Annotated in this window: 18 protein-coding genes, 1 other RNA gene and 5 pseudogenes; 9 read left to right on the top strand and 15 right to left on the bottom strand. The window is 68.7% G+C overall.

The annotated features are described in order from the left end of the window. Positions 1-162: 162 nt before the first annotated feature. The 7 genes and pseudogenes from IPG61_15920 to modC all read left to right on the top strand — a co-directional run bounded on the left by IPG61_15920 (position 163) and on the right by modC (position 4,936). Positions 163-429: an ATP-binding cassette domain-containing protein gene (locus IPG61_15920; GenBank protein MBK6735527.1), complete on the top strand. Its 267-nt coding sequence runs from the start codon at positions 163-165 to the stop codon at positions 427-429. 20 nt (positions 430-449) lie between these two features. Beyond that, positions 450-632 (top strand): hypothetical protein, encoded by a 183-nt coding sequence (locus IPG61_15915; protein MBK6735526.1) that lies wholly within the window; start codon positions 450-452, stop codon positions 630-632. Between the two features lie 99 nt (positions 633-731). Next, positions 732-1,343: a metal ABC transporter permease gene (locus IPG61_15910; GenBank protein ID MBK6735525.1), complete on the top strand. Its 612-nt coding sequence runs from the start codon at positions 732-734 to the stop codon at positions 1,341-1,343. Between the two features lie 219 nt (positions 1,344-1,562). Then, positions 1,563-2,354: pseudogene (locus IPG61_15905) on the top strand (TOBE domain-containing protein). 35 nt (positions 2,355-2,389) lie between these two features. After that, positions 2,390-3,192 (top strand): annotated as a pseudogene (gene modA / locus IPG61_15900) (molybdate ABC transporter substrate-binding protein). Continuing rightward, positions 3,176-3,850 (top strand): molybdate ABC transporter permease subunit, encoded by a 675-nt coding sequence (modB, locus tag IPG61_15895; GenBank protein MBK6735524.1) that lies wholly within the window; start codon positions 3,176-3,178, stop codon positions 3,848-3,850. Before modA ends, modB begins: the two are co-directional and overlap by 17 nt. Before the next feature lie 72 nt (positions 3,851-3,922). After that, on the top strand, positions 3,923-4,936 hold the full coding sequence (gene modC, locus IPG61_15890; GenBank protein MBK6735523.1) for a molybdenum ABC transporter ATP-binding protein: 1,014 nt from the start codon (positions 3,923-3,925) through the stop codon (positions 4,934-4,936). A gap of 94 nt (positions 4,937-5,030) precedes the next feature. Here the strand turns inward: modC and ssrA are convergent. The 10 genes and pseudogenes from ssrA to IPG61_15840 form a co-directional block, all read right to left on the bottom strand. Continuing rightward, positions 5,031-5,383, bottom strand: a transfer-messenger RNA (tmRNA) gene (gene ssrA, locus IPG61_15885). 42 nt (positions 5,384-5,425) lie between these two features. Next, positions 5,426-5,605: a hypothetical protein gene (locus tag IPG61_15880; GenBank protein MBK6735522.1), complete on the bottom strand. Its 180-nt coding sequence runs from the start codon at positions 5,603-5,605 to the stop codon at positions 5,426-5,428. Between the two features lie 112 nt (positions 5,606-5,717). After that, complete coding sequence (locus tag IPG61_15875) at positions 5,718-6,224, bottom strand: MmgE/PrpD family protein (protein MBK6735521.1); 507 nt, start codon at positions 6,222-6,224, stop codon at positions 5,718-5,720. Next, complete coding sequence (locus tag IPG61_15870) at positions 6,140-6,892, bottom strand: MmgE/PrpD family protein (protein MBK6735520.1); 753 nt, start codon at positions 6,890-6,892, stop codon at positions 6,140-6,142. The genes IPG61_15875 and IPG61_15870 overlap by 85 nt, the downstream gene beginning before the upstream one ends. Before the next feature lie 66 nt (positions 6,893-6,958). Then, positions 6,959-8,317: a hypothetical protein gene (locus tag IPG61_15865; GenBank protein MBK6735519.1), complete on the bottom strand. Its 1,359-nt coding sequence runs from the start codon at positions 8,315-8,317 to the stop codon at positions 6,959-6,961. Continuing rightward, the gene (locus IPG61_15860) at positions 8,292-9,419 is read right to left on the bottom strand and encodes a hypothetical protein (GenBank protein ID MBK6735518.1); all 1,128 of its coding nucleotides are present in this window, start codon (positions 9,417-9,419) and stop codon (positions 8,292-8,294) included. Before IPG61_15860 ends, IPG61_15865 begins: the two co-directional genes overlap by 26 nt. Then, positions 9,419-9,661: a hypothetical protein gene (locus tag IPG61_15855; protein ID MBK6735517.1), complete on the bottom strand. Its 243-nt coding sequence runs from the start codon at positions 9,659-9,661 to the stop codon at positions 9,419-9,421. The genes IPG61_15860 and IPG61_15855 overlap by 1 nt, the downstream gene beginning before the upstream one ends. Positions 9,662-9,715: 54 nt before the next feature. Beyond that, positions 9,716-10,979 (bottom strand): annotated as a pseudogene (locus tag IPG61_15850) (Glu/Leu/Phe/Val dehydrogenase). A 131-nt stretch (positions 10,980-11,110) separates the two neighbouring features. Beyond that, positions 11,111-11,344: a hypothetical protein gene (locus IPG61_15845; GenBank protein ID MBK6735516.1), complete on the bottom strand. Its 234-nt coding sequence runs from the start codon at positions 11,342-11,344 to the stop codon at positions 11,111-11,113. 981 nt (positions 11,345-12,325) lie between these two features. After that, a complete protein-coding gene (locus IPG61_15840; protein MBK6735515.1) occupies positions 12,326-12,730 on the bottom strand; it encodes a hypothetical protein in 405 nt (134 codons plus the stop codon). 47 nt (positions 12,731-12,777) lie between these two features. On the opposite strand from IPG61_15840, the gene IPG61_15835 reads away from it, so the two are divergent. After that, positions 12,778-13,269, top strand: a complete 492-nt coding sequence (locus tag IPG61_15835) for a hypothetical protein (protein ID MBK6735514.1) — start codon at positions 12,778-12,780, stop codon at positions 13,267-13,269. A 1,022-nt stretch (positions 13,270-14,291) separates the two neighbouring features. Here IPG61_15835 and IPG61_15830 read toward each other — a convergent pair. From IPG61_15830 to IPG61_15810, 5 genes and pseudogenes are all read right to left on the bottom strand, one after another. After that, positions 14,292-14,663, bottom strand: a complete 372-nt coding sequence (locus IPG61_15830) for an aldehyde dehydrogenase family protein (protein MBK6735513.1) — start codon at positions 14,661-14,663, stop codon at positions 14,292-14,294. Beyond that, positions 14,615-15,560, bottom strand: a pseudogene (locus tag IPG61_15825) (aldehyde dehydrogenase family protein). The gene IPG61_15830 and the pseudogene IPG61_15825 overlap by 49 nt, the downstream one beginning before the upstream one ends. 521 nt (positions 15,561-16,081) lie before the next feature. Next, positions 16,082-16,537, bottom strand: a pseudogene (locus IPG61_15820) (hypothetical protein). A 32-nt stretch (positions 16,538-16,569) separates the two neighbouring features. Continuing rightward, positions 16,570-16,761, bottom strand: a complete 192-nt coding sequence (locus IPG61_15815; GenBank protein MBK6735512.1) for a hypothetical protein — start codon at positions 16,759-16,761, stop codon at positions 16,570-16,572. A gap of 1,225 nt (positions 16,762-17,986) precedes the next feature. Further along, positions 17,987-18,244 (bottom strand): hypothetical protein, encoded by a 258-nt coding sequence (locus IPG61_15810; GenBank protein MBK6735511.1) that lies wholly within the window; start codon positions 18,242-18,244, stop codon positions 17,987-17,989. Between the two features lie 54 nt (positions 18,245-18,298). Between IPG61_15810 and IPG61_15805 the strand changes: the two genes are divergently transcribed. Further along, positions 18,299-18,457, top strand: a complete 159-nt coding sequence (locus IPG61_15805; protein ID MBK6735510.1) for a hypothetical protein — start codon at positions 18,299-18,301, stop codon at positions 18,455-18,457. The last annotated feature ends 43 nt before the right edge of the window (positions 18,458-18,500 follow it).

Below are 18,500 nucleotides of genomic sequence, written 5' to 3'. Positions count from 1 at the left end.
AACGGCAGCGGCAAGACGACGTTACGGCGCTGGCCTCGGCCTGCTGCGCCCGCCGGACGGCCGGCGAAGTGACCGTCTTCGGCGAGCGCCCGGACTGCGCGCGTCACCGGATCGGCTACGTGCCCCAGGCGACACCTCGACCCCCTGTTCCCAACCGGCCCGATGTCGTGCTCATGGGACGACTGGGATTGGGCGCGGGGTCGGTCCCTGGCGCCGGCGCGATCGCGACGCGGCGCGCGCTTCCCCTGGCTGAGGTCGGCCGCCGATCACGCCGACCGTCATTTCGCCTCGCTCAGCGGCGGCCAGAAGCAACGCACGCTGATTGCGCGCTCGCTTGCGGGCGAGCCGGAATTGCTGCTGCTCGACGAGCCGACAGCCGGCCTCGACGCCCACGTCGAGGAAGGCTTCTTCCTCTTCTGGAGACGCTGAACCGCCGCCTGACCATCGTCATGGTCTCGCACGACCTCGGCTTCGTCGCGGGCTTCGTCAAGAGCGTCATCTGCGTGGGCCAGAAGGTGGTCGTACACCCGACGAGCGCGATCACGGGCCAGGTCATCGCCGACCTCTACGGCGCCGAGATGCGCATGATCCGCCATGACCACCGCTGCAGCGAGGAGGGCCACCAGTGCTGACGCCGGCCTTCCTCGGCCCCTGGCCGCCCACTCGTTCCTGCAGTATGCACTGCTGGGCGGCCTGCTGGTGGCCATCCCCTGCGGAACGTCGGCAGCTATGTGGTCATCCGGCGCATCAGCTACATCGCCGGGCCATCTCCCACACGGTGCTGGCCGGGTCTCGGCCTGGTGCAGTACCTGCGGGTGGTGCATGGCATGACGTGGCTGTCGCCGCTGGCCGGCGCGGCCGCCGCCGCACTCGTCTCGGCCCTGGTCATCGGCTGGGTCAGCCTGCGCCTGCGCCAGCGTGAAGACACCGTCATCGGCGCGGTCTGGGCCGTGGGCATGGCCGCGGGCATCGTCCTGATCAGCCTGACGCCCGGCTACGCGGCCGATCTCATGAGTTACCTGTTCGGCAACATCCTCATGCTTACGCCGCGCGACCTTCTACCTGATCGCGGCGCTGGCGTGGCGGTGCTGGTCGGCCGCGCTCTTCCGCAAGCAACCGCCGCCGTGTGCTTCGACGACGAGTTCGCCTCGCTCCGCGGCGTGCGCACGGCACGCTACCATTTCCTGCTGCTGGGCCTGACCGCACTGACGGTGGTCGTGGTGTCGGTGGTCGGCATCATCATGGTCATCGCGCTGCTCACGCTGCCCGCCGCCACGGCCAACCACTTGACCAGGCGCCTGTCGCATGATGATCGTCGCGGCGCTCTTCTGCGCCGGGACTGACGGCGGCCGGGCTGGCGCTCAGCTACGGGCCCGACCTGGCCGGCGCGGCGACGATCCTGTTGACCCGGCGCCGTCTGTTTCACGACTGCCCTTTTCAAGCGCGCTGACGCGGCTCGCCTCTCCGCCACTGGATGTCTGCCGATTCCGCTTGCCCGCAATGCGTTATGTCGCTATACAACATAACGATTGCCGCCCGTGCCCGACCGTCTGGAGGAGCCCGTGCCGCCACGCCGCAAACCCGAAACAACCTCGCCTTCCCCGACCGGGCGCGGCCGCCGCTGGGACCATCTCGAGCTGCTCGAGCGGATCGATCGCGAGGGTTCGATCACGGCGGCGGCGACGGCCATGGGCATGAGCTACAAGGCCGCCTGGCAGGCGGTCGAATCGCTGAACAACCGTGTCGGGCAGCCGCTCGTCGAACGGCAGGCCGGCGGCGCCCACGGCGGCGGCACCTCGCTCACGGCCTATGGGCGGCGCGTGGTGGCCACGCTGCGCCGTCTCGACGACGAGCGGCGGCACATCCTCGAGCGCCTGTCCTGTTCGCACGCCGATGACGAGGACTTCGAGCACTTCTACCGGCTGCTCCGGCGATTCGACCTGCAGACGAGCGCCCGCAACCAGTTCCTCGGGCATGTGACCGGCCTCACGCGCGGCGCCGTCAATGCGGAAGTCACGCTGGACCTCGGCGGCGGGCAGGAGCTGGTGGCGGTCATCACCAACGAAAGCGTCGGGCATCTCGGCCTGGTTCCCGGAAGCGAGGCCTTTGCGCTGGTGAAGGCCTCGTGGGTCATCCTGGCGCCCGATGACGGCCTGCGGACCAGCGCCAGGAATCGCCTGGCGGGGACGGTCGCGCAGTGCCGTCGCGGCGCGATCAACAGCGAGATCATCCTCGAGTTGCCGGGCGGTCGCACCATTGTCGCCGTTGTCACCAATCGGAGCGTCGAGGATCTGGGACTGGTGGTGGGCACGCGCGCCTGCGCGTTGATCAAGGCCTCACACGTCATCCTGGCCACGACGGGAGAGTCCATTCGAAGAGAGAAGCCAGCATGGGCCTTCGCCAGTACCTCTCGCGCGTCACCGCCAGCCTGGTCCTCGCGGCGGTCACCATGGCCGTGCCGCTGTCGGCGCACGCCGACGACGTGCCGGCCGCCGTCGCCGCGAACTTCGCCGCGCCGATGAAGGCGATCGCTGCCGCGTTCACGGATGCCACAGGGCACCACGTGGTCGTTTCCACCGGCGCCACCGGCGCCCTCGCGGCCCAGATCGCCAACGGCGCGCCCTTCGAGGTGTTTCTTGCCGCTGACGCCGCCACGCCGGCCAGGCTGGAGACCGACGGACTTGCGGTGGCCGGTACGCGCCGGACCTACGCCGTGGGCCGCCTGGCCCTGTGGTCGGCGAAGGAGGGCTTCGTCGATGCGACGGGCGCCGTCCTCGGCACCGGCGTCTTCGCCCATCTCGCCATCGCGAACCCGAAGCTCGCCCCGTACGGGGCGGCTGCCGTGGCGTCGCTGCGCGAGCTCGGCCTCCTGGCCGCCATCGAGCCGCGGCTCGTGCAGGGCGAGAACATCGCCCAGGCCTTCCAGTTCGTTGCCAGCGGCAATGCTGAACTCGGCTTTGTCGCCCTGTCGCGAGGTCTGGCGCGACGGCCGCTTCACCTCCGGCTCGGGCTGGGTCGTTCCTGCCGAGCTGCACGAGCCACTGGGACAGGACGCCGTACTGCTGGCCAGGGCGCCGCGCGACCGGCGGCAAGAGCGCTGCTCGATTTCCTGCACGGCGGTCAGGCGTGCGCGTGATGCGTTCGTTCGGCTACGAACCGGCCCCGGAGGCGAGCGGTGCTCTCTCCCGCTGACCTGGCCGCGCTCGGCCTGACGCTCAAGCTGGCTGCGGTCACCACCGCCATTCTCCTGGTGATCGCCACGCCGGCGGCGTGGTGGCTGGCGCGCACACGTTCACGCTGGCAGGCGATGGTCTCGGCAGTGGTCGCCATGCCCCTGGTGCTGCCGCCGACCGTCCTGGGGTTCTACCTGCTGCTGTTGATGGGACCCAACGGGCCGGTGGGGCGCCTGACCGAAAGCCTGGGCCTGGGCCTGCTGCCGTTCACCTTCGCGGGACTCGTGGTCGCATCGGTCGTCTACTCGCTGCCTTTCGTCGTCCAGCCGCTGCACACCGCCTTCTCCGCAGTCAGCGAACGCCAGCTGGAAGCGGCTGCGACCCTGCGGGCCTCGCCCCTGGATACGTTCTTCAGCGTCGTGCTGCCGCTGGCCCGTCCCGGCTACCTGACAGCCGGCGTGCTCGGGTTCGCCCACACGGTGGGTGAGTTCGGTGTCGTGCTCATGATCGGCGGCAACATTCCCGGCGTGACCCGCGTGGCGTCGGTCCAGATCTACGACCATGTCGAAGCCCTGGAGTACGGCGAGGCGCATGGACTGGCCGCGTGGCTGGTCGGCTTCTCGTTCCTGGCGCTGCTGCTGCTCTACGGGCTGCAGCGAAGGCGGGGTCCGGCATGAAGGAAGTCGGCGACATCACCGTGCGCCTGCGCCGCTGAACGGCCGGGATTCTCGCTTGACGTCGATCTCGCCCTGCCCGGGCGCGGCGTCACGGCGCTGTTCGGCCCGTCGGGCGCGGGCAAGACAACGCTGCTGCGATCCATCGCCGGCCTTGAGGCCGGCGTGACCGGAGCCGTGGCGGTCAACGGCGAGGTCTGGCAGGACTCCGCGCGCCGCATGTGGCTGCCGCCCCACCGGCGCCGGGTCGGCTTCGTCTTCCAGGACGCCGACCTGTTCACGCACCTCGACGTGCGTGGCAACCTCGCCTACGGCGAGCGCCGCGCGCGCGTTGCGGCCCCCGCCCGCCACCGCGACGAAGTCATCGAACTGCTCGGGCTGGGCGCCCTGCTCGACCGACGACCCGCCACGCTCTCGGGCGGCGAGCGCCGGCGTGCGGCCATCGCCCGCGCGCTGCTGGTCGAGCCCGCCGTGCTGCTGCTCGATGAACCGATGGCCGGTCTCGACGCCGCCCGCCGGCACGAGATCCTCCCCTGGCTCGAGCGCCTGCACCGCCAGGCGGCGCTGCCGATCCTCTACGTGACCCACGACGTCGACGAGGTGGCGCGGCTGGCCGATCACCTGGTGGTGATGGCGTCCGGCCGGGTCGCGGCCGCCGGCCCGCTCGGCCAGGTGCTGGCGCGACTCGACCCGCCGTTGCCTCTCGGCGACGAGGCCGGCGTCGTGCTGGAAGCCGTGATCGGCATGCGCGACGAACCGTGGCATCTCTGTCGCGCCGACTTCACCGGCGGCGGCCTCTGGCTGGCCGACCGGGGCAAGGCGGCAGGCAGCCGGGTGCGGGTGCGGGTCCTGGCCCGCGATGTGAGCCTCGCGCTCTCGTCGCCACAGGGAAGCAGCATCCTCAACGCGCTGCCGGGGCTGGTCGACGGCATCGTCGACGATTCCCACCCGGCGCTGGCCCTGGTGCGGGTGCGCCTGGGCGAAACCGCGCTGCTGGCCCGCGTCACGCGACGATCGGTGGCGGCGCTCGGGCTGGAGCCGGGCAGCGCGGTCTGGGCCCAGGTGAAGTCGGCGGCGGTGATGGATTAGCGCACCGGCAAGCGGAGGACGGGCAGCACATGAAGAAGGGGTCACCCGCGGCGACCCCTTCCCACGGCAGCGCGGCACGGGCCGCGCGATCAACTGGTGGAGGCGGCGGGAATCGAACCCGCGTCCGTAACCGGCGCCCCGCCGGCATCTACATGCTTAGTCCCCTGTTAATTTAACCCTCAGGATGGCCAGGGAACGTGCCAACCATCAGGCTAGTCCCTCTAAAAGTCTCGTCCGTCCGCCAGGGACCTGCTTCTGGACCAGACACCGGAAAACGGCTCCCATTGGGCCAGTCCGGCGACCCCCCGACCGGGAACGGGCTACTTAATTAGGCAGCCAGTGCGAAGTTGGCTTCGTCACTTGTTTTTTTCCACCGTTTAACGAGATAGGCGGGATCTCGGCATGCAGCCAACGGTCCTCCGACCACGTCGAGACCAATTCGCCCCCACGAGCCAGAAATCGTTGCAGCGTACCCACCAGTGGTGCGCTTTATTCAATATAGCATGCGAAGGCGCGCCCGGCCAACGCCAAGCGCGCCCCCGGCTGTCGCTTGCTGCCCGCCCGGAATAAGTCCGTCTTCAACAATTTCAGGTAGGCGCCCAGGTCCCGGCAGTTCTCGAAGTCCCAGGTGGCCTCGATGACGCGGTCCTGCGCGGCCTTGTCCAGCACGCCGCCGGCATTGGCGCGGAACTTCGCGACCAGCTCGTCGTCGCTGAGCGGGTTGCGCGGGCTGCCCTGGCGTGGTCGACCGTCTTGGTGAACGTGCGCCCATCCCCGGTCGTCAGGGTGGCGATGGCGCGCTTGGTACCCGCGAACATGGCGTCGATCCCGGCATTGGCCACGACCTTGATCTTCGGCAGCAGCGCCCGGATCCGCGGGTCGAAGAGCTTCTCCTTCTCGAAGCTCTTCGGGTAGACGCCGCCGTCGGCCGCCACCGCCGCCAGGCAGTAGGGCAGGCTGTGGTCAGCCGTCTCCTGGTCTGCGGATCGTACTTGCTCGCGTCGCTGAGGATGTCGGCGCCGCGCGTCGTCGTCTGGATGTGGATGGACGCCAGGTCCTCCGCCTTCAGCCCGTTCTCCTGCATCGCGCCCAGCACGGCCGACATCGGCTGGTGCGTCAGGGCCTCGGTCGGGAAGGCCTTGTAGCCGCAGCGGCGGATCATCGGCGGCTGCGTGCCCAGGCCGTCGAGCAGGATCTCCGGCTTCAGCTGCACATTGTGGATGACGTGCTGGAAGCCCTCCTTGCCCTCGATGACCTCGACCGGGCCCTCGTAGCCCTCGGCCGCCATCTGCGCCGCCAGCACCGCCACTGCGTGGCCAGCGGGTCGGCGGTGTTCTTCATGTTCGTCAGGTGACCGGCCACGACACCGCCCAGCGTGACGTGGCTGCTGCCGCTGATGCCTGCGGCCGCCACCAGTTGGTCGACACCCAGCCCGTACATGCGACCGGCGACGAACGGGCTGACGCACTGCGTCAGCGTCGCATGGTGCCAACCCACCTCGCGCACGCCGGGGAAGCAGGCCAGGCACCACCGAGTTCCAGCTCGTAGGCGATCATGATGCCGACGATGGCCTCGCGACCGTCGCGCCCGCAGGCCTTCGGCCGGCCACAGCGCGCCGACGATGATGTCCGAGGGACGGCTCGGGTCCTGCTCCGAGAAGATGTCGTTGTAGTCGAGCGCGCGGATCAGCAGGCTGTTCATCAGCGATGCGTTCGCGGCGTTCGTCTTCTCGCCGGTGCCGATCAGCGTGGCCTCGGGCGTGCCGCCCTGCCGGCGGATGAAGCGGTACATGGCGGCCATGTCCGGGTTGCGCACGGCGGCCAGGGCGCAGCCCACCGAGTCCAGCAGGAAGCGCTTGGCTTCCTTCACGTCGTCGGCGGGCAGGTCGTCATAGCGCAGGCCTACGGCGTACTCGGCCATGCGGCGCGTCAGGCTGGGGCGGGCAGCGGTGCTCATGGTGCTCCTTGCGTGGTGAGGGTACTTGTTGGCCTGGGAATTCGAACATCTGGCGAATCCGGGTGGTCAGTCCTCGCCGGCCATGGGCAACTGCTGCCCGCCGGCCACCTCGATGTCGTCGGCGGCCACGATCACGGCGTCGAGCAACCGCTCCACGCGCACGCCGGTGTTCTGCTGGTTGAGCACCGTCAGCGCGCGATTCCAGCCGTCGAGCCAGGCTTCCAGACGCGCGCGCTGCCCGGCGTCGCCGCCGAACCGCAGCACCAGGTCGAGGTCGCTTTCGGCCGAGGCCCGCCCGTCGGCGACCGAACCGCGCCGGTGCACGGCGACCACGCCGCTCGTGGCCGGATCCAGGCCGCGCGCCAGCTCCTCGGCCACCTGCCGGCGCCAGCGCGCATGCCGCAGCGGCGAGCCCGCACCCGTGGCGCCGCGTCCGACACCGGGCCCCCGCCGTTCACCGGGCTCCTCGAGGACGGCCAGCGCGTGGTCAAGGTCGGCATTCTGGTAGATGCGCAGCACGCGCCCGTGCGAAGCCGCCGGGATGTCGATCACGCGCACGCAGTGCTCGAGCGGCGCATGGTCCGGCAGCAGCTCGGCCAGGCGGTTGGGCGCCGTCAGGAGGAACTCCTCCTGGAAAACAACGCCCGGGTCGTCGGGATAAAGGGGCAGGTAGCGGATCCCCGCCTCGACCAGGTCCTGGAAGAAATGGGTCCCGAAGCTGAGGTCGGGCACATAGTCGCCGCGCCGGCGCGCCACCTCGACCAGCATCGCCGTGTTGTTGATGTCGGCGTAGGTCACCGAGACGCCCAGCTTGATGTCCCCGCGGCTGCCCCAGCGCCCCGGCCCGATCAGCACGAACGAGCGCTTCCGCAGGAGGCCGTTGAGCGCGCCGACCACGCGGCCGACCTGGGCCATCGTCTCGCGGTCCGGCAGGGCCGTGTACGCTTCCGGCACCACGTACACGACGTGCGTGATGTCCGGCACCTGGCCGTTCGAGACGAAACGGTTCGCGGTGAACAGCACGTCCTCGGGACTGACGTCGTGCGGGATCACCGACGGCGCCGTGTCGCCCGACATGGCCTGCGGCCGGCACTGCACCAGGTAGAAATCCTTGCCGTCATGGGCAAACTCGATGTCCACCGGCGACTGCAGGTACATCTCCAGCGTCTTGAGCAGGGCCTGCACGCGCGGCATGAAGTCGGTGCCGTCCAGCAGGCCGCGCATGTCGGCCACCAGGTCTTCCTTGGTGGGATCCATCATCATCTTCTGGACCTGCTGCAGGTGACCGCCCCGCAGCACGGAGAAGACGCGGTCGACCATCGGATACTCGTCGCCGAACTCCTTCAGCAGCGCATCCAGGTCGACGGTCTCGAATTCGGCGGTCTCCAGGTTGATGACGTCAGCGCGGCGCGGGCTGTAACGCAACGTCTCCTGCAGCGTGGCGTGCGCCCTCAGGCCTCTGGCCCGGCACCGCCAGCACCGGGAAGTCGTCGCCCACGCGATCGACCGCGCGCGTGCCCAGCCCGGGCACCAGGCGGATCAGGCCGTCCTCGCGCCGGATGCGCGGCGACCAGCGGAACTCGTTCAGGCTGAAGGCGACACCGGCGAACGCGGGGAGCCAGTAGCGCCCGACCCTGGTGCCGACAACCTCCTGGATGAGGATGCCCATTTCCTCGACGAATTCCTGCAGGCCGCGCTCGCGCCGGTACTCGATCGGGTCGGGCCCGAGGATCGAGGCCCACACCTCGGCCACCGCGTCCTGGAGCGCGGAAAGACGTTCCTCGCGCGTGCCGCAGTTGGGCAGGAAGAGGCTCTTGTACTTGCCGGAAAAGGCCGTCCCGAAGCGGTCCTCGAGCAGGCTCGAGCTGCGGATGATCAGCGGCACGTCGCCGAAGTAGTCCAGGGCCCGCGCCAGCCCTTCCACCAGTTCCGGCGGGAACGGGCTGTTCATGAACAGCTGCACCATGTTCGGGTACTCGCGGCGGACCTGGCTGATGTCCTTGTACTTCTGGTCCATGACATCGTCGAGGTCGTTCAGCCGGATGAAATCCATGATGACGTCCGAGACGACGTGCCAGGTGCGGGGCGTCTTGATGTCGCCGACACCCAGCTCGCGGGCCTCCGGCTGCTCGAGGATCCAGCCGGCGAGCAACAGGCCCGAGGCCTTGCCTCCCAGCTTGCCGTAGCAGCCGCGCGTCATGATGACGCGATCGAGCAGATCGTGGAAGTCGGTGATCCGCGCCACTTCCTTGGCCACGTTGATGTAGTCGAGCTGTTCGGTGAGGAAGCGCTGGATCAGCGACACGCGCAGGCTCTTGAGCGTGCTCGGCGCCAGGCCGCTGCGCCCGCGCAGGACGTCGTTGTAGCGCCTGATGGCTTCGGCGATCTCCGGCATGGTGCTGCGCGGATCTGCGACGACGGTGCCGAAGAAGCTGGCCTCGTCCTCCTTGAGCCAGCGCTGCAGCCGTTCGGAGATCTCCTCGTCCGGGATGTACCGCGCCGCCAGTTCGAACGGCGCACCGGTCATCAGCGGGAATGCTCAAGGGGCACGCGTGCCCCCGGCTTCTTGCTCAGGCCGTGTTGCCCGCTTCCGGCGGGGCGCCCCTCGCGCCGGGCCGGGCCGGCCGGGCCGGCATCCACCTCGGCCAGCATGACCTGCGCCTCGCTCAGGCCGATCGAGCAGAGGTGGTTGAGCATCTTCCTGGAAACGCGAACGAACTGCCGGCCGCGACCCTGGCGGATCACTTCCAGCAGTTCGCGCCACGGCACGACCGCGAACGCGCGGCGGAGTCATCAGGCTGCCCGCCGCGCGCCTTGTCCATGCTAGACCCAGCCGCGGCTGCGGCAGGCCGCCGCCACCCGGTTCACGGCCACCACATAGGCGGCATCGCGCATGTACAGCTTCTGCTTGCGTGCGAGGTCGCTGACCGAGTGGTACGCCGCGGTCATCTTGGCGTCCAGCTTGTTCAGCACGTCGTCGCGGTCCCAGAAGTAGTTCATGTTGCACTGGACCTGCTCAGGTAGCTGCAGGTCACGCCGCCGGCGTTGGCCAGGAAGTCGGGAATCACGAAGATGCCGCGCTTCGACAGCACCGCGTCGGCCTCGGGCGTCGTCGGCCCGTTCGCGCCCTCGACGACCAGCTTCACGCGCTTGTTGATCTTCTCGACGTTGGCGCCGGTGATCTGGTTCTCGATCGCGGCCGGGATCAGGATGTCCACTTCGCGATCCAGCCAGGCCTCGCCCGGCAGGATCTCGTAGCCCAACTCGCGGGCCTTGGCCGGATCGATGCCGCCAAAGCGGTCGGTGATCGCCTGCAGCTGCGCGAGGTCGACACCGGCAGCCTTGAAGTACGAGACCGACTTCTGCTCGGCCTGGTTCCAGCTCGACACGCAGACGACCTTGCCGCCCATGCGGGTGTACAGCTCGATCGCGTACTGCGCCACGTTGCCGAAGCCCTGCACGCTGGCGGTCGTGCTCTTGACGTCGACCTTCATCTCGGTGAGCGCTTCACGCAGGCAGTAGACGCAGCCGTAGCCGGTCGCCTCGGTGCGGCCCAGGAGCCGCCCATGCCCACCGGCTTGCCGGTGATCATGCCGGTAGCGCGCCGCCGCGGGATGGTCTCGAACTCGTCGAGCATCCACGGCATGTGCTGCGGGTTGGTCATCACGTCGGGGGCGGAACGTCTTCCACCGGGCCGACAAAATGTTCGTCATCTGCCGCAGCCCAGCCGCGGCAGAGATCGCTTCCCGTCACGCGCGCTCAGGTTGTGCGGATCGCAGATGACGCCGCCCTTGCCGCCGCCCAGCGGAATGTCCGCCACGGCGCACTTCCGTGTCATCCACATCGCAGGCGCCCGCACCGTGTCGACGGTCTCCTGCAGGTGGAGCGATGCCGCCCTTGTCCGGGCCGCGCGCGTCGCTGTGCTGCTGGACGCGGAAACCCTCGAACACCTTGACGTTGCCGTCGTCCATGCGGACGGGAATGCTAAGTGGAATTCGCGCAACGGGCTGCGCGGCGGTGGCGGCGAGGTGCCCCGGACGAAACTTTCGATGGGGTCGGCGCTCTTGTCGAACTGGGCGCGGGCCATCTGGAAAATGGGTTGAACGAAGCGTCGTGAGCCATCCTAGTCACCCCGTGTTGAAGCCTGGGCGCATCAGGCCGCGCCCTGTGCCGTAATGCCGGAAAAATCGCGGTCGGCGGCGGCGCAAGCAAGGAGAATCAGATGCTTTCGGACGCCCTTCCCGGTCCTGTTTCCGCGGGCCCGCCCCCGCCCTCCCCGGCATCCGGGCGCAGCACGATACCCCGTCGCGAGCGCCCGTCGATCAGCACCGTCAGCGGCGCGGCCAGGCGCAGGTGCCGGGTGTAGTGCCCCTGTCCGGCCGCCGGCTGCCCGTCCAGCCAATCCCAGTCCAGCGCCCGCCGCCAATCCTCGGCCACGGTCAGGTACCCCACCTGGAAGCAGGTCAGGTTCTGGAAAAGTGCGAGCCCTGGGGGGCGTCACCACGAAGTCGGCGAGCCAGGTTTCGACGATCACGCGCGCCCTGGAATCTGGTCCCAGCGCACGGGGATCCCCCGAGCCAGCGGTCCGCGCTGCCCCAGCGTCCGGGGCCGATCATGCAGGTGCGGGCGTTTTCCGCCACGAGCTGCAGGTTGTGCTGGGCGATCTCGGCGGCCACCTCGCGGGTGTGGGGCGCGGTCGAACCCCGGCCCGCGGCACGTAGAGGATGTCGCCGATGCCGCGGATGCGGCCGTTGCCCAGGGCGCTCGCTGAGGCCAGCGGTCTGCTCCGGGTCGCCGTCGTCCGGCGGACCGCTTGTGCCTCCTGACCGGATGCCATCGGGCGGATCTGGAGAAACCCGAACTCGTGCGGGTTTGGTGCCCGTCGCCCATCCACCGCGAACTCGATTTCGACCGGGCCGGCGGTGCCTTCCTGCGCGGCTCAGATCGAGGAGCAGGCGCGTGACTCGGCCAGCGGAAGGGGTTTGCTCTTGAGCACGGCGGCAAACGAGACCAGTCGGGCGCCCTGGGCGTTCGATGCCGTCGTAGAGGTGTCAGTTCTCGGCGGAGTAGCGCCGCCGATGGCGCCAGCGTGCCGTCGCGTTCCGCCTCGTCAGGTCCAGCAGCAGGTGGTTGGCCTCGGCGTGGGCCGTGGGATAGCCTCGGGGCGGCTCGTGTCGAGGGCGAAGAAGTTGCGCTGCGATGTGGTGCAATCGTCGTTCAGGGTGGTGAACTGCGGCAGCGCCTCCGGATGATTTGGGAAAACGTCAGGTGCCTGTCCACCCTCGACCACCATTTGCGCCCAGGGCCAGCGCCACGTCGCCCTCCTCGGGCTTCATGTTGCCCGTGGGATAGGAGTTGTACGAGCAGGCCCACGCCCGAGAAGTGCGGATAGAACCGAGTGGTCGTGCTGGCGTCCGACCAGCTGTTGCAGGATCACCGCCATCTTCTCCTCCTCGACCTGCTGCCCGGTGGCGTCGAGGGGCAACAGCTCTTGGCCTGGTGGAAGGTGGAGGCGTACACGCGTTTGATGGCGTCGCCGAGCTGGTCGAGGCGCACCGCCAGATCGGGGTGGCTGTTGGGCAGCATGTGCGTGACGTAGATGCCGGCAAAGGGCTGGCCTTGGGAATCTTCGAGCAGGCTGCTGGAGCGCACCGCGAGCGGGTGGCGCACTGCGAGGAAGGCGTCGAGATCGTGGGTGATTTCGCGGGAGTTTGTGCGGCCAGAAACAACTGGGTGATTGCGGTCGTCAGGCGTCCTCGACCGCAAGACGCGCGGAGGCCCGTCGTCGAAGAACGCGGTCGAAGACGTCGGTGCCGAGACGATGCGGTTGTTGGGCACGCATGATGGTCCACGCCGGGGATGCGGTCGCGGATGCGTAGCCGTGCATGAGCGAATTGATGAAACGCCAGGCCGCGGGCCTTGCCGCCGATCGAGCCGCTGCCGATGCGGGTGAAAGCGTTGACCACGTCGAACTTGGCGGGCGAGAAATCGGTGATGACGCCGGCCTGGTGTTTGTCGCGGAACTCGCCGAGCGAGCTGATGAGGTAGCGGCGGATCGCCTCGAGGTCCGGGAAATCCGTCACCTTGACCGGCTGGATGCGCGCCGCGAGTTCGAACTCGGTGCGGGCCATCAGCCAGTTGCTGAAATGGTTGTGCTGGGCGTGGAAGGCGACGGATTCGGCGGGCACGCGGGCGAGGGTTTCCTCGAGGTCGCGCAAGTCGCGGGCGCGGCCGACCTCGAAGCCGTGGGGGTCGCGGAAAATGAAGTCGCCGAAGCCGAGGTTGGAGAGGATGAAGTCGCCGCAAGTCGCGCAGCAGGGTTGCGCGACTTCTTGATGATGAAGCCGGCGTTGAGGGCCTGGGCGTCGGCCTCGTAAGATCGCCGTTGGAAGATTGCAGGAGGGTCGGCAGATGCGGATCCTGGTCGCGGATCGGTTGGGCGAACTCGAGCCCGGCGCGCTGCGGGGCTCGCCCTTTCGCGAGAAGCGCCTGTCGACGACGACGCCGAGCAGGTTGGTCTGGTAGCTCGAAGAGATCCCAGGCCTCCTCGAACGTTTCCGCCAGGAGGATGCGCGGGCGGGCGCGCATGCGCAGCAGGCGGTGCATCAGGTTTACGCCGTCGGCGATGAGCGCCTGGGTCAATTTCATCAACTCGGTGTAGATGAGCGGCAGGTACGTGGAATAGAACCGAACCGAGTTCCTCGACGAGCAGGATGCACGCACGTCACCGACCGCGTGTCGTGGGCCACGTTCCGCTCGTCCTCGCAGCACTTGGTGATCGCCAGCAGCAGGCGCACATCGCCGTTCCATGCGGAAATAGCGGTCGATGCAGCCCTGGCTGTCGAATCCTGCAGGTGCTGCAGCTCGCGCGCGGGCTGAACGCCAGCGTGTGGATGGCACCTCCGCCGTCCGGCTGCGGATGCGGCGTCCAGTTCGGCGGCCGACATGTCGCCCAGCGGGTCATCGTCACCACGAGGTCGTAGCGGTGGGCCTCGAGCAGCTTGACGGCCTCGTCCGCTGGCCGCGCGGGCCACGTGGGGCGGGTAGCTTAGGTTCAGCTCGCGGTACTCGCTCAGCAGCGGCTCGGTGAGCCGCCCGCCTCCTCGAGGTGGCAGGCGTCTACTGCGACGCGACCAGGAGGATCTCCTGGACGCGGTAGGCGATCAGGTGCCCGAAGCCCGGAACTCGTGCAAGTGCGGGGCCCCCGGCGCTGTTGTTCGGTTCGGTTCGCATGGCGCATACCCTACCCGATCAAGGCCTCCCCGCCAACCGGCTTCCGCCGGCACCGGGAAAAGCGACGGGCCCCGGGTCAGCTTCCCCGGCCCGCCGTGTCGGGAGACCTTCCCCCCTGCTACGGGTGGAACTCAGCCTGGGGCCTGGATCTCGCCGCCCCAGTTGATCAGGTGTTGGTCTGCCGCCGCATGTAGGTCTTCCAGCAGTCCGAGCCGCTCTCGCGCCCGCCGCCGGTCTCCTTCTCGCCGCCAGCAGTGACTCCGCCGATCTCGGCGCCGCTGGTGCCGATGTTCACGTTCGCGATGCCGCAGTCCTGCCCTCGGCGCTGAGGAACCTCGCCCCCTCGCGCCGGGCTGTCGGTGTAGATCGAGCTGCTGAGGCCCTGCGGCACGCCGTTGTGCTTGGCGATGGCGTCGGTCAGCTTGCGGTACTTCATCACGTACACGATCGGTGCGAAAGTCTCGGTCTGGACGATCTCGGCCTCGTTCTTCAGCTCGATGATCGTCGGCTGCACGAAGGTCGGCACGCCGAACGGCATAGCACCTTGCCGCCGTAGGACCTTCCCGCCGGCCCTGCTTCTTCGCGGCCTCGATCGCCTTCATGAAGTCGGCAACCGCGCCTTCGTCGATCATCGCCCCCATCAGGGTCGCCGGATCGAGAACGGATCACCATGCACGCGCTTATGGTTGGAGATCGCTTCTGCAGGAACGCGTCGTACACCTTCTCCTGGATGATCAGCCGACGGGTGCTGGTGCAGCGCTGCCCGGCGGTGCCCACAGAGACCGAAGAACGCGCTGGGCCGGGGCGCAGGTCAGGGTCGGCCTTCTCCGAGATGATGATGGCGTTGTTGCCGCCCAGTTCGAGGATGCTGCGGCCGAGGCGTTCGCCGATGATCCCGCCGATGCCGCCCCATCTTTGTCGAGCCCGTGGCTTATCAGCGGCAGATCGTGGTCCTGATCATGATCCCGCCCACGGTCGAACCCTTGCCGATCACGACGCAGGTGAGCCCGGCGGGCAGGCCGTTGGCTGGAACACCTCGTTCGCGATGTTCCCGCAGGCGATCGCGCTAGGGGGGGTCTTGCTCGGGGGCTTCCACAGCACGCTGTCGCCCGCAGGCCATTGTGCCAGGGCCGAGTTCCAGCCCACACCGCCACCGGGAAGTTGAAGGCGCTGATCACGCCGACCACGCCCGGGGATGCCGCTGTTCCATCATAGCGGTGGCGCGGGCGCTCGCTCTGCAGCGTGGAGCCGCTCAGCGGCGCTCAGCTCCACCGCGTAGTCGCAGATGTCGATCATCTCCTGCACTTCGCCGTGACCCTCTGTCAGGATCTTGCCCATCTCCGGCGCTGACCAGCGCACCGAGCATGTCCTTCTTCGCGCGCAGCGCATCGCCGAACTGGCGGATGATCTCGCCACGACGGGGAGCCGGCAGCATGCGCCAGGTGACGAACGCTTCCTCGCAGCCTTCGCTGACGCGCTCGTAGTCGGCCGGGTCGGCCTGCTCGATGCGCGACAGCACTTCTCCCGTGGTCGGGTTCTGCGACACCAGGAGTCGCCGCTGCCGGCGAACCACTCGCCGCCGCAGTTGGCGCCCTTCATGCGCGGAGGGCCGAGGGCCTTGAAGATGCGGTTCTTGTTCAGGGTCGGTTCCGTCTTTGGCTTATGTCCAGATTCCCCCTCGTTGGAGCACGACCCGCAGCACGCGGCCGTCAGCGGTTCAGCAGTCTTCCGTCTCTTCCGGCATTCCGATCCCCAGCGCCTCCAGCTCGTGGAGCACCGGGTCGTGGATTTCCGGCACCACCGGACGCAGCACACCCCGTACACTGATGCTCCTTCGAGCACCAGGCAAGCGCGCGACCGCCGCCGGCAGCGAAACTGTCGGGCCATCGCCGGTCCCGTCCCGCTCTCCGCAGGCCACCAGACGCGACGTGGTGCGCTGGCCGGCGTGGCCGCGGTCTTCCAGAGGAACTCGTGGAACATGACCACCATGTCCTGCTCGCCGGGCCGGCAACAGAGCTTCTCGAGCATCGCGTCCCCGAGCAATCCAGCGGCGACCGCGGACCGGCCGGCAGCGGCGTCTCGTCGCCCAGCCCGAAGCCAGGCTGGTTCGCCGCCGGCATTACCGTCGGCCCTGTCGAGCTTCGCCGTCGCCGCCGCGCGGACGTCGGTGCCCGCGCGCGGCGCCCAGCAGCGATCAGCACGTAGGCACACGGGTGGTCCCGCCGTGCGCGGCTGGTCGTCGAGCAGGCCCGACCGGCCGAACGCGTGCAGCGTCTGGCACCAGCCCTTGTTGCGCAGCGTGCCGCGGAACAACGTCTGCGGTGTCGGCCGGCAAGCCATGTAGGCCTGCGGTCCACCGCGAGTCGCGGTAGGCGATCTCCTCCTTCGCCCACGCCCGGCACGGTGCGACATGGTGGTCGAACAACAGAGCTGTCGGGGGCACGTCAACCTCCGGCCCTCCCGGAAGTAGCGGGCCGCCTTGCCGGCCAGGCCATCAGGGACGCCGCGCGGCTCCACGAGAACTTGTAGCCCAGCGGGTTGTCGTTGGCGTCGGGCGCAGGCAGGCCGCCGCACCACGATAGGAAGCTGGTGACCCGAGTACCGCCGTCGGCGGCACCCGCGTCGATAACCCGCATCGCCGCATGTGGTCGATGCCGGGTCGAGGCCGATTTCGTTGAGGAGTGAGTCGGGCCTGCGCCTGCGCTTCACCGTCCAGTTCCGCCATGGCCGGCGGCCGTAGGATGCGGTGACCAGGTGCTACCCGATTCGCAGGCACAAACCCGCCACCTTCGGGTGGAGGCGTGAACAGGCTGACCGCCAGGTCCGTTGCGGATCAACGCCCAATCCAGCCCCGCGTCGTCGTCCAGGTCGACGGCGCAACGGCGACGCCGTTCTGGTGTCCACCGACCAGCGCTCAGCCTTGCTGACCGTCCGGCTGGTGACGGTGACGCAAGTCGCGCCGGCCTCAAGCAGGTAGCGCAGACCAACGGGCCGGCCACCATGCCGGCCCGTAGGTGAGGATCTTCTCAGATCAGGGCTCCTTTCCTTCGTACTACCTTTCCACCCCCGACGCCGGAGGCCAGGAGCACGAGTAGGAGTACGCGCAGGAGTCGGCGCCGAGCTGCGGTCAGTAAACTCCTCCAGATAACGATAATCCGGGGTCAACTCGCCCGCGGTGCGCGATGCATCGCTCTTAGGGGGCGGCAGCGCCGGGCTCGTCAAACCGCGTTACAGGTCCGTCGCGGGCCAGGGCCGGGATCAATCTCGGCTTAGCACGCGGCTGGAAGTCCTCCGACGACGGTCGCGCGGCGCCTCGCAGGGAGGTTGTCCACGGCCATGATCCACCAGGCCGGGCCCGCTCCGCTGGTCAACAATTCGCCCGTCAACGGGCGTAGACGAAGTTGTCCGGGCAACTTTGGTGAGCGTCGTCAACTCGATTCGCTCGCCGTCGAGTCGCAACTGATGTCGCCGACCACCTGCAGGCGCGGTTGCTTGCAGGACCCCAGTTCGCGCGGGCCCACTTGCGCGTCAGCAGGCAGAGAGTACGGCGTGTCCCAATAGATGGAATTGACGAGCACATCCAGGTGCGGCGGGTGGCGCTCGAAGACACCACGATGATTTTCCGGGCGCTTCGGTAGTAGTCCTGCAGCACAATGCGCTTCGCCGAGCGCGGCTCGACCATGCTCCTCGCCGGAACGTCACCAGGACCCAGCGGTCCCCATGGTCGCTATCCGCCGCGGCGGCGGCGGCGGTTCCTCGACGCGGATCTCGCGGATCGGCAGGCAGGCCAGCATCTCGCGACAACCGGCCGCCACGTTGCCGTACCCAGCCATGCCGATGATGATCGGCGCGCCGTCGTCTTCAGCGGCCAGGCGCGCCGATAGCGTGCGAGTGCGCCTTCATCGAGTCGAGGTTCTCGTAGGAGTGCGCGGGGCAGATCTCCTGCAGCGGCGTCAGGCGAAGCCCTGCGCGGCGAGGCGGCGGCCCAGCGCGGCCAGCGTTTTCGACCATGCCCGCATAGCCGGCATGGAGGCTGAAGAAGATGAGGCGCCGGTTCTGCTCGTTCACGATGCGCTCGTAGTCGATGAGCGTGGCACCGACGTCGAGGATCCGCTGCAACAGGGGGCATGTTGCGGCGCCGCCCCTTGACGGTGTGCGAGAAGAAGGTAGGCCGTGCGTGCCTGCAGCAGGTCGAGCGGCACTTCCTTGACCACGACGACGATCCGCGCGCGTCAGAACCTCGCCCACCTCATGACCGGCGACTACATCCTCTTCATCGCCGTAGACCCGGATGGGCGACGGCTGCCACGACGAAAGCCAGGTCGTGGCTAGCGCAGGAGTCCCGATGTCACCGGGGATCAGGGTGCGGCGCTCC

This window comes from bacterium, from assembly GCA_016703265.1.
In the GTDB taxonomy this organism is placed as follows: domain Bacteria; phylum Krumholzibacteriota; class Krumholzibacteriia; order LZORAL124-64-63; family LZORAL124-64-63; genus CAINDZ01.
Note: the sequence above shows the minus strand (reverse complement) of the source record. Positions and strands in the feature narration are given on the sequence as shown.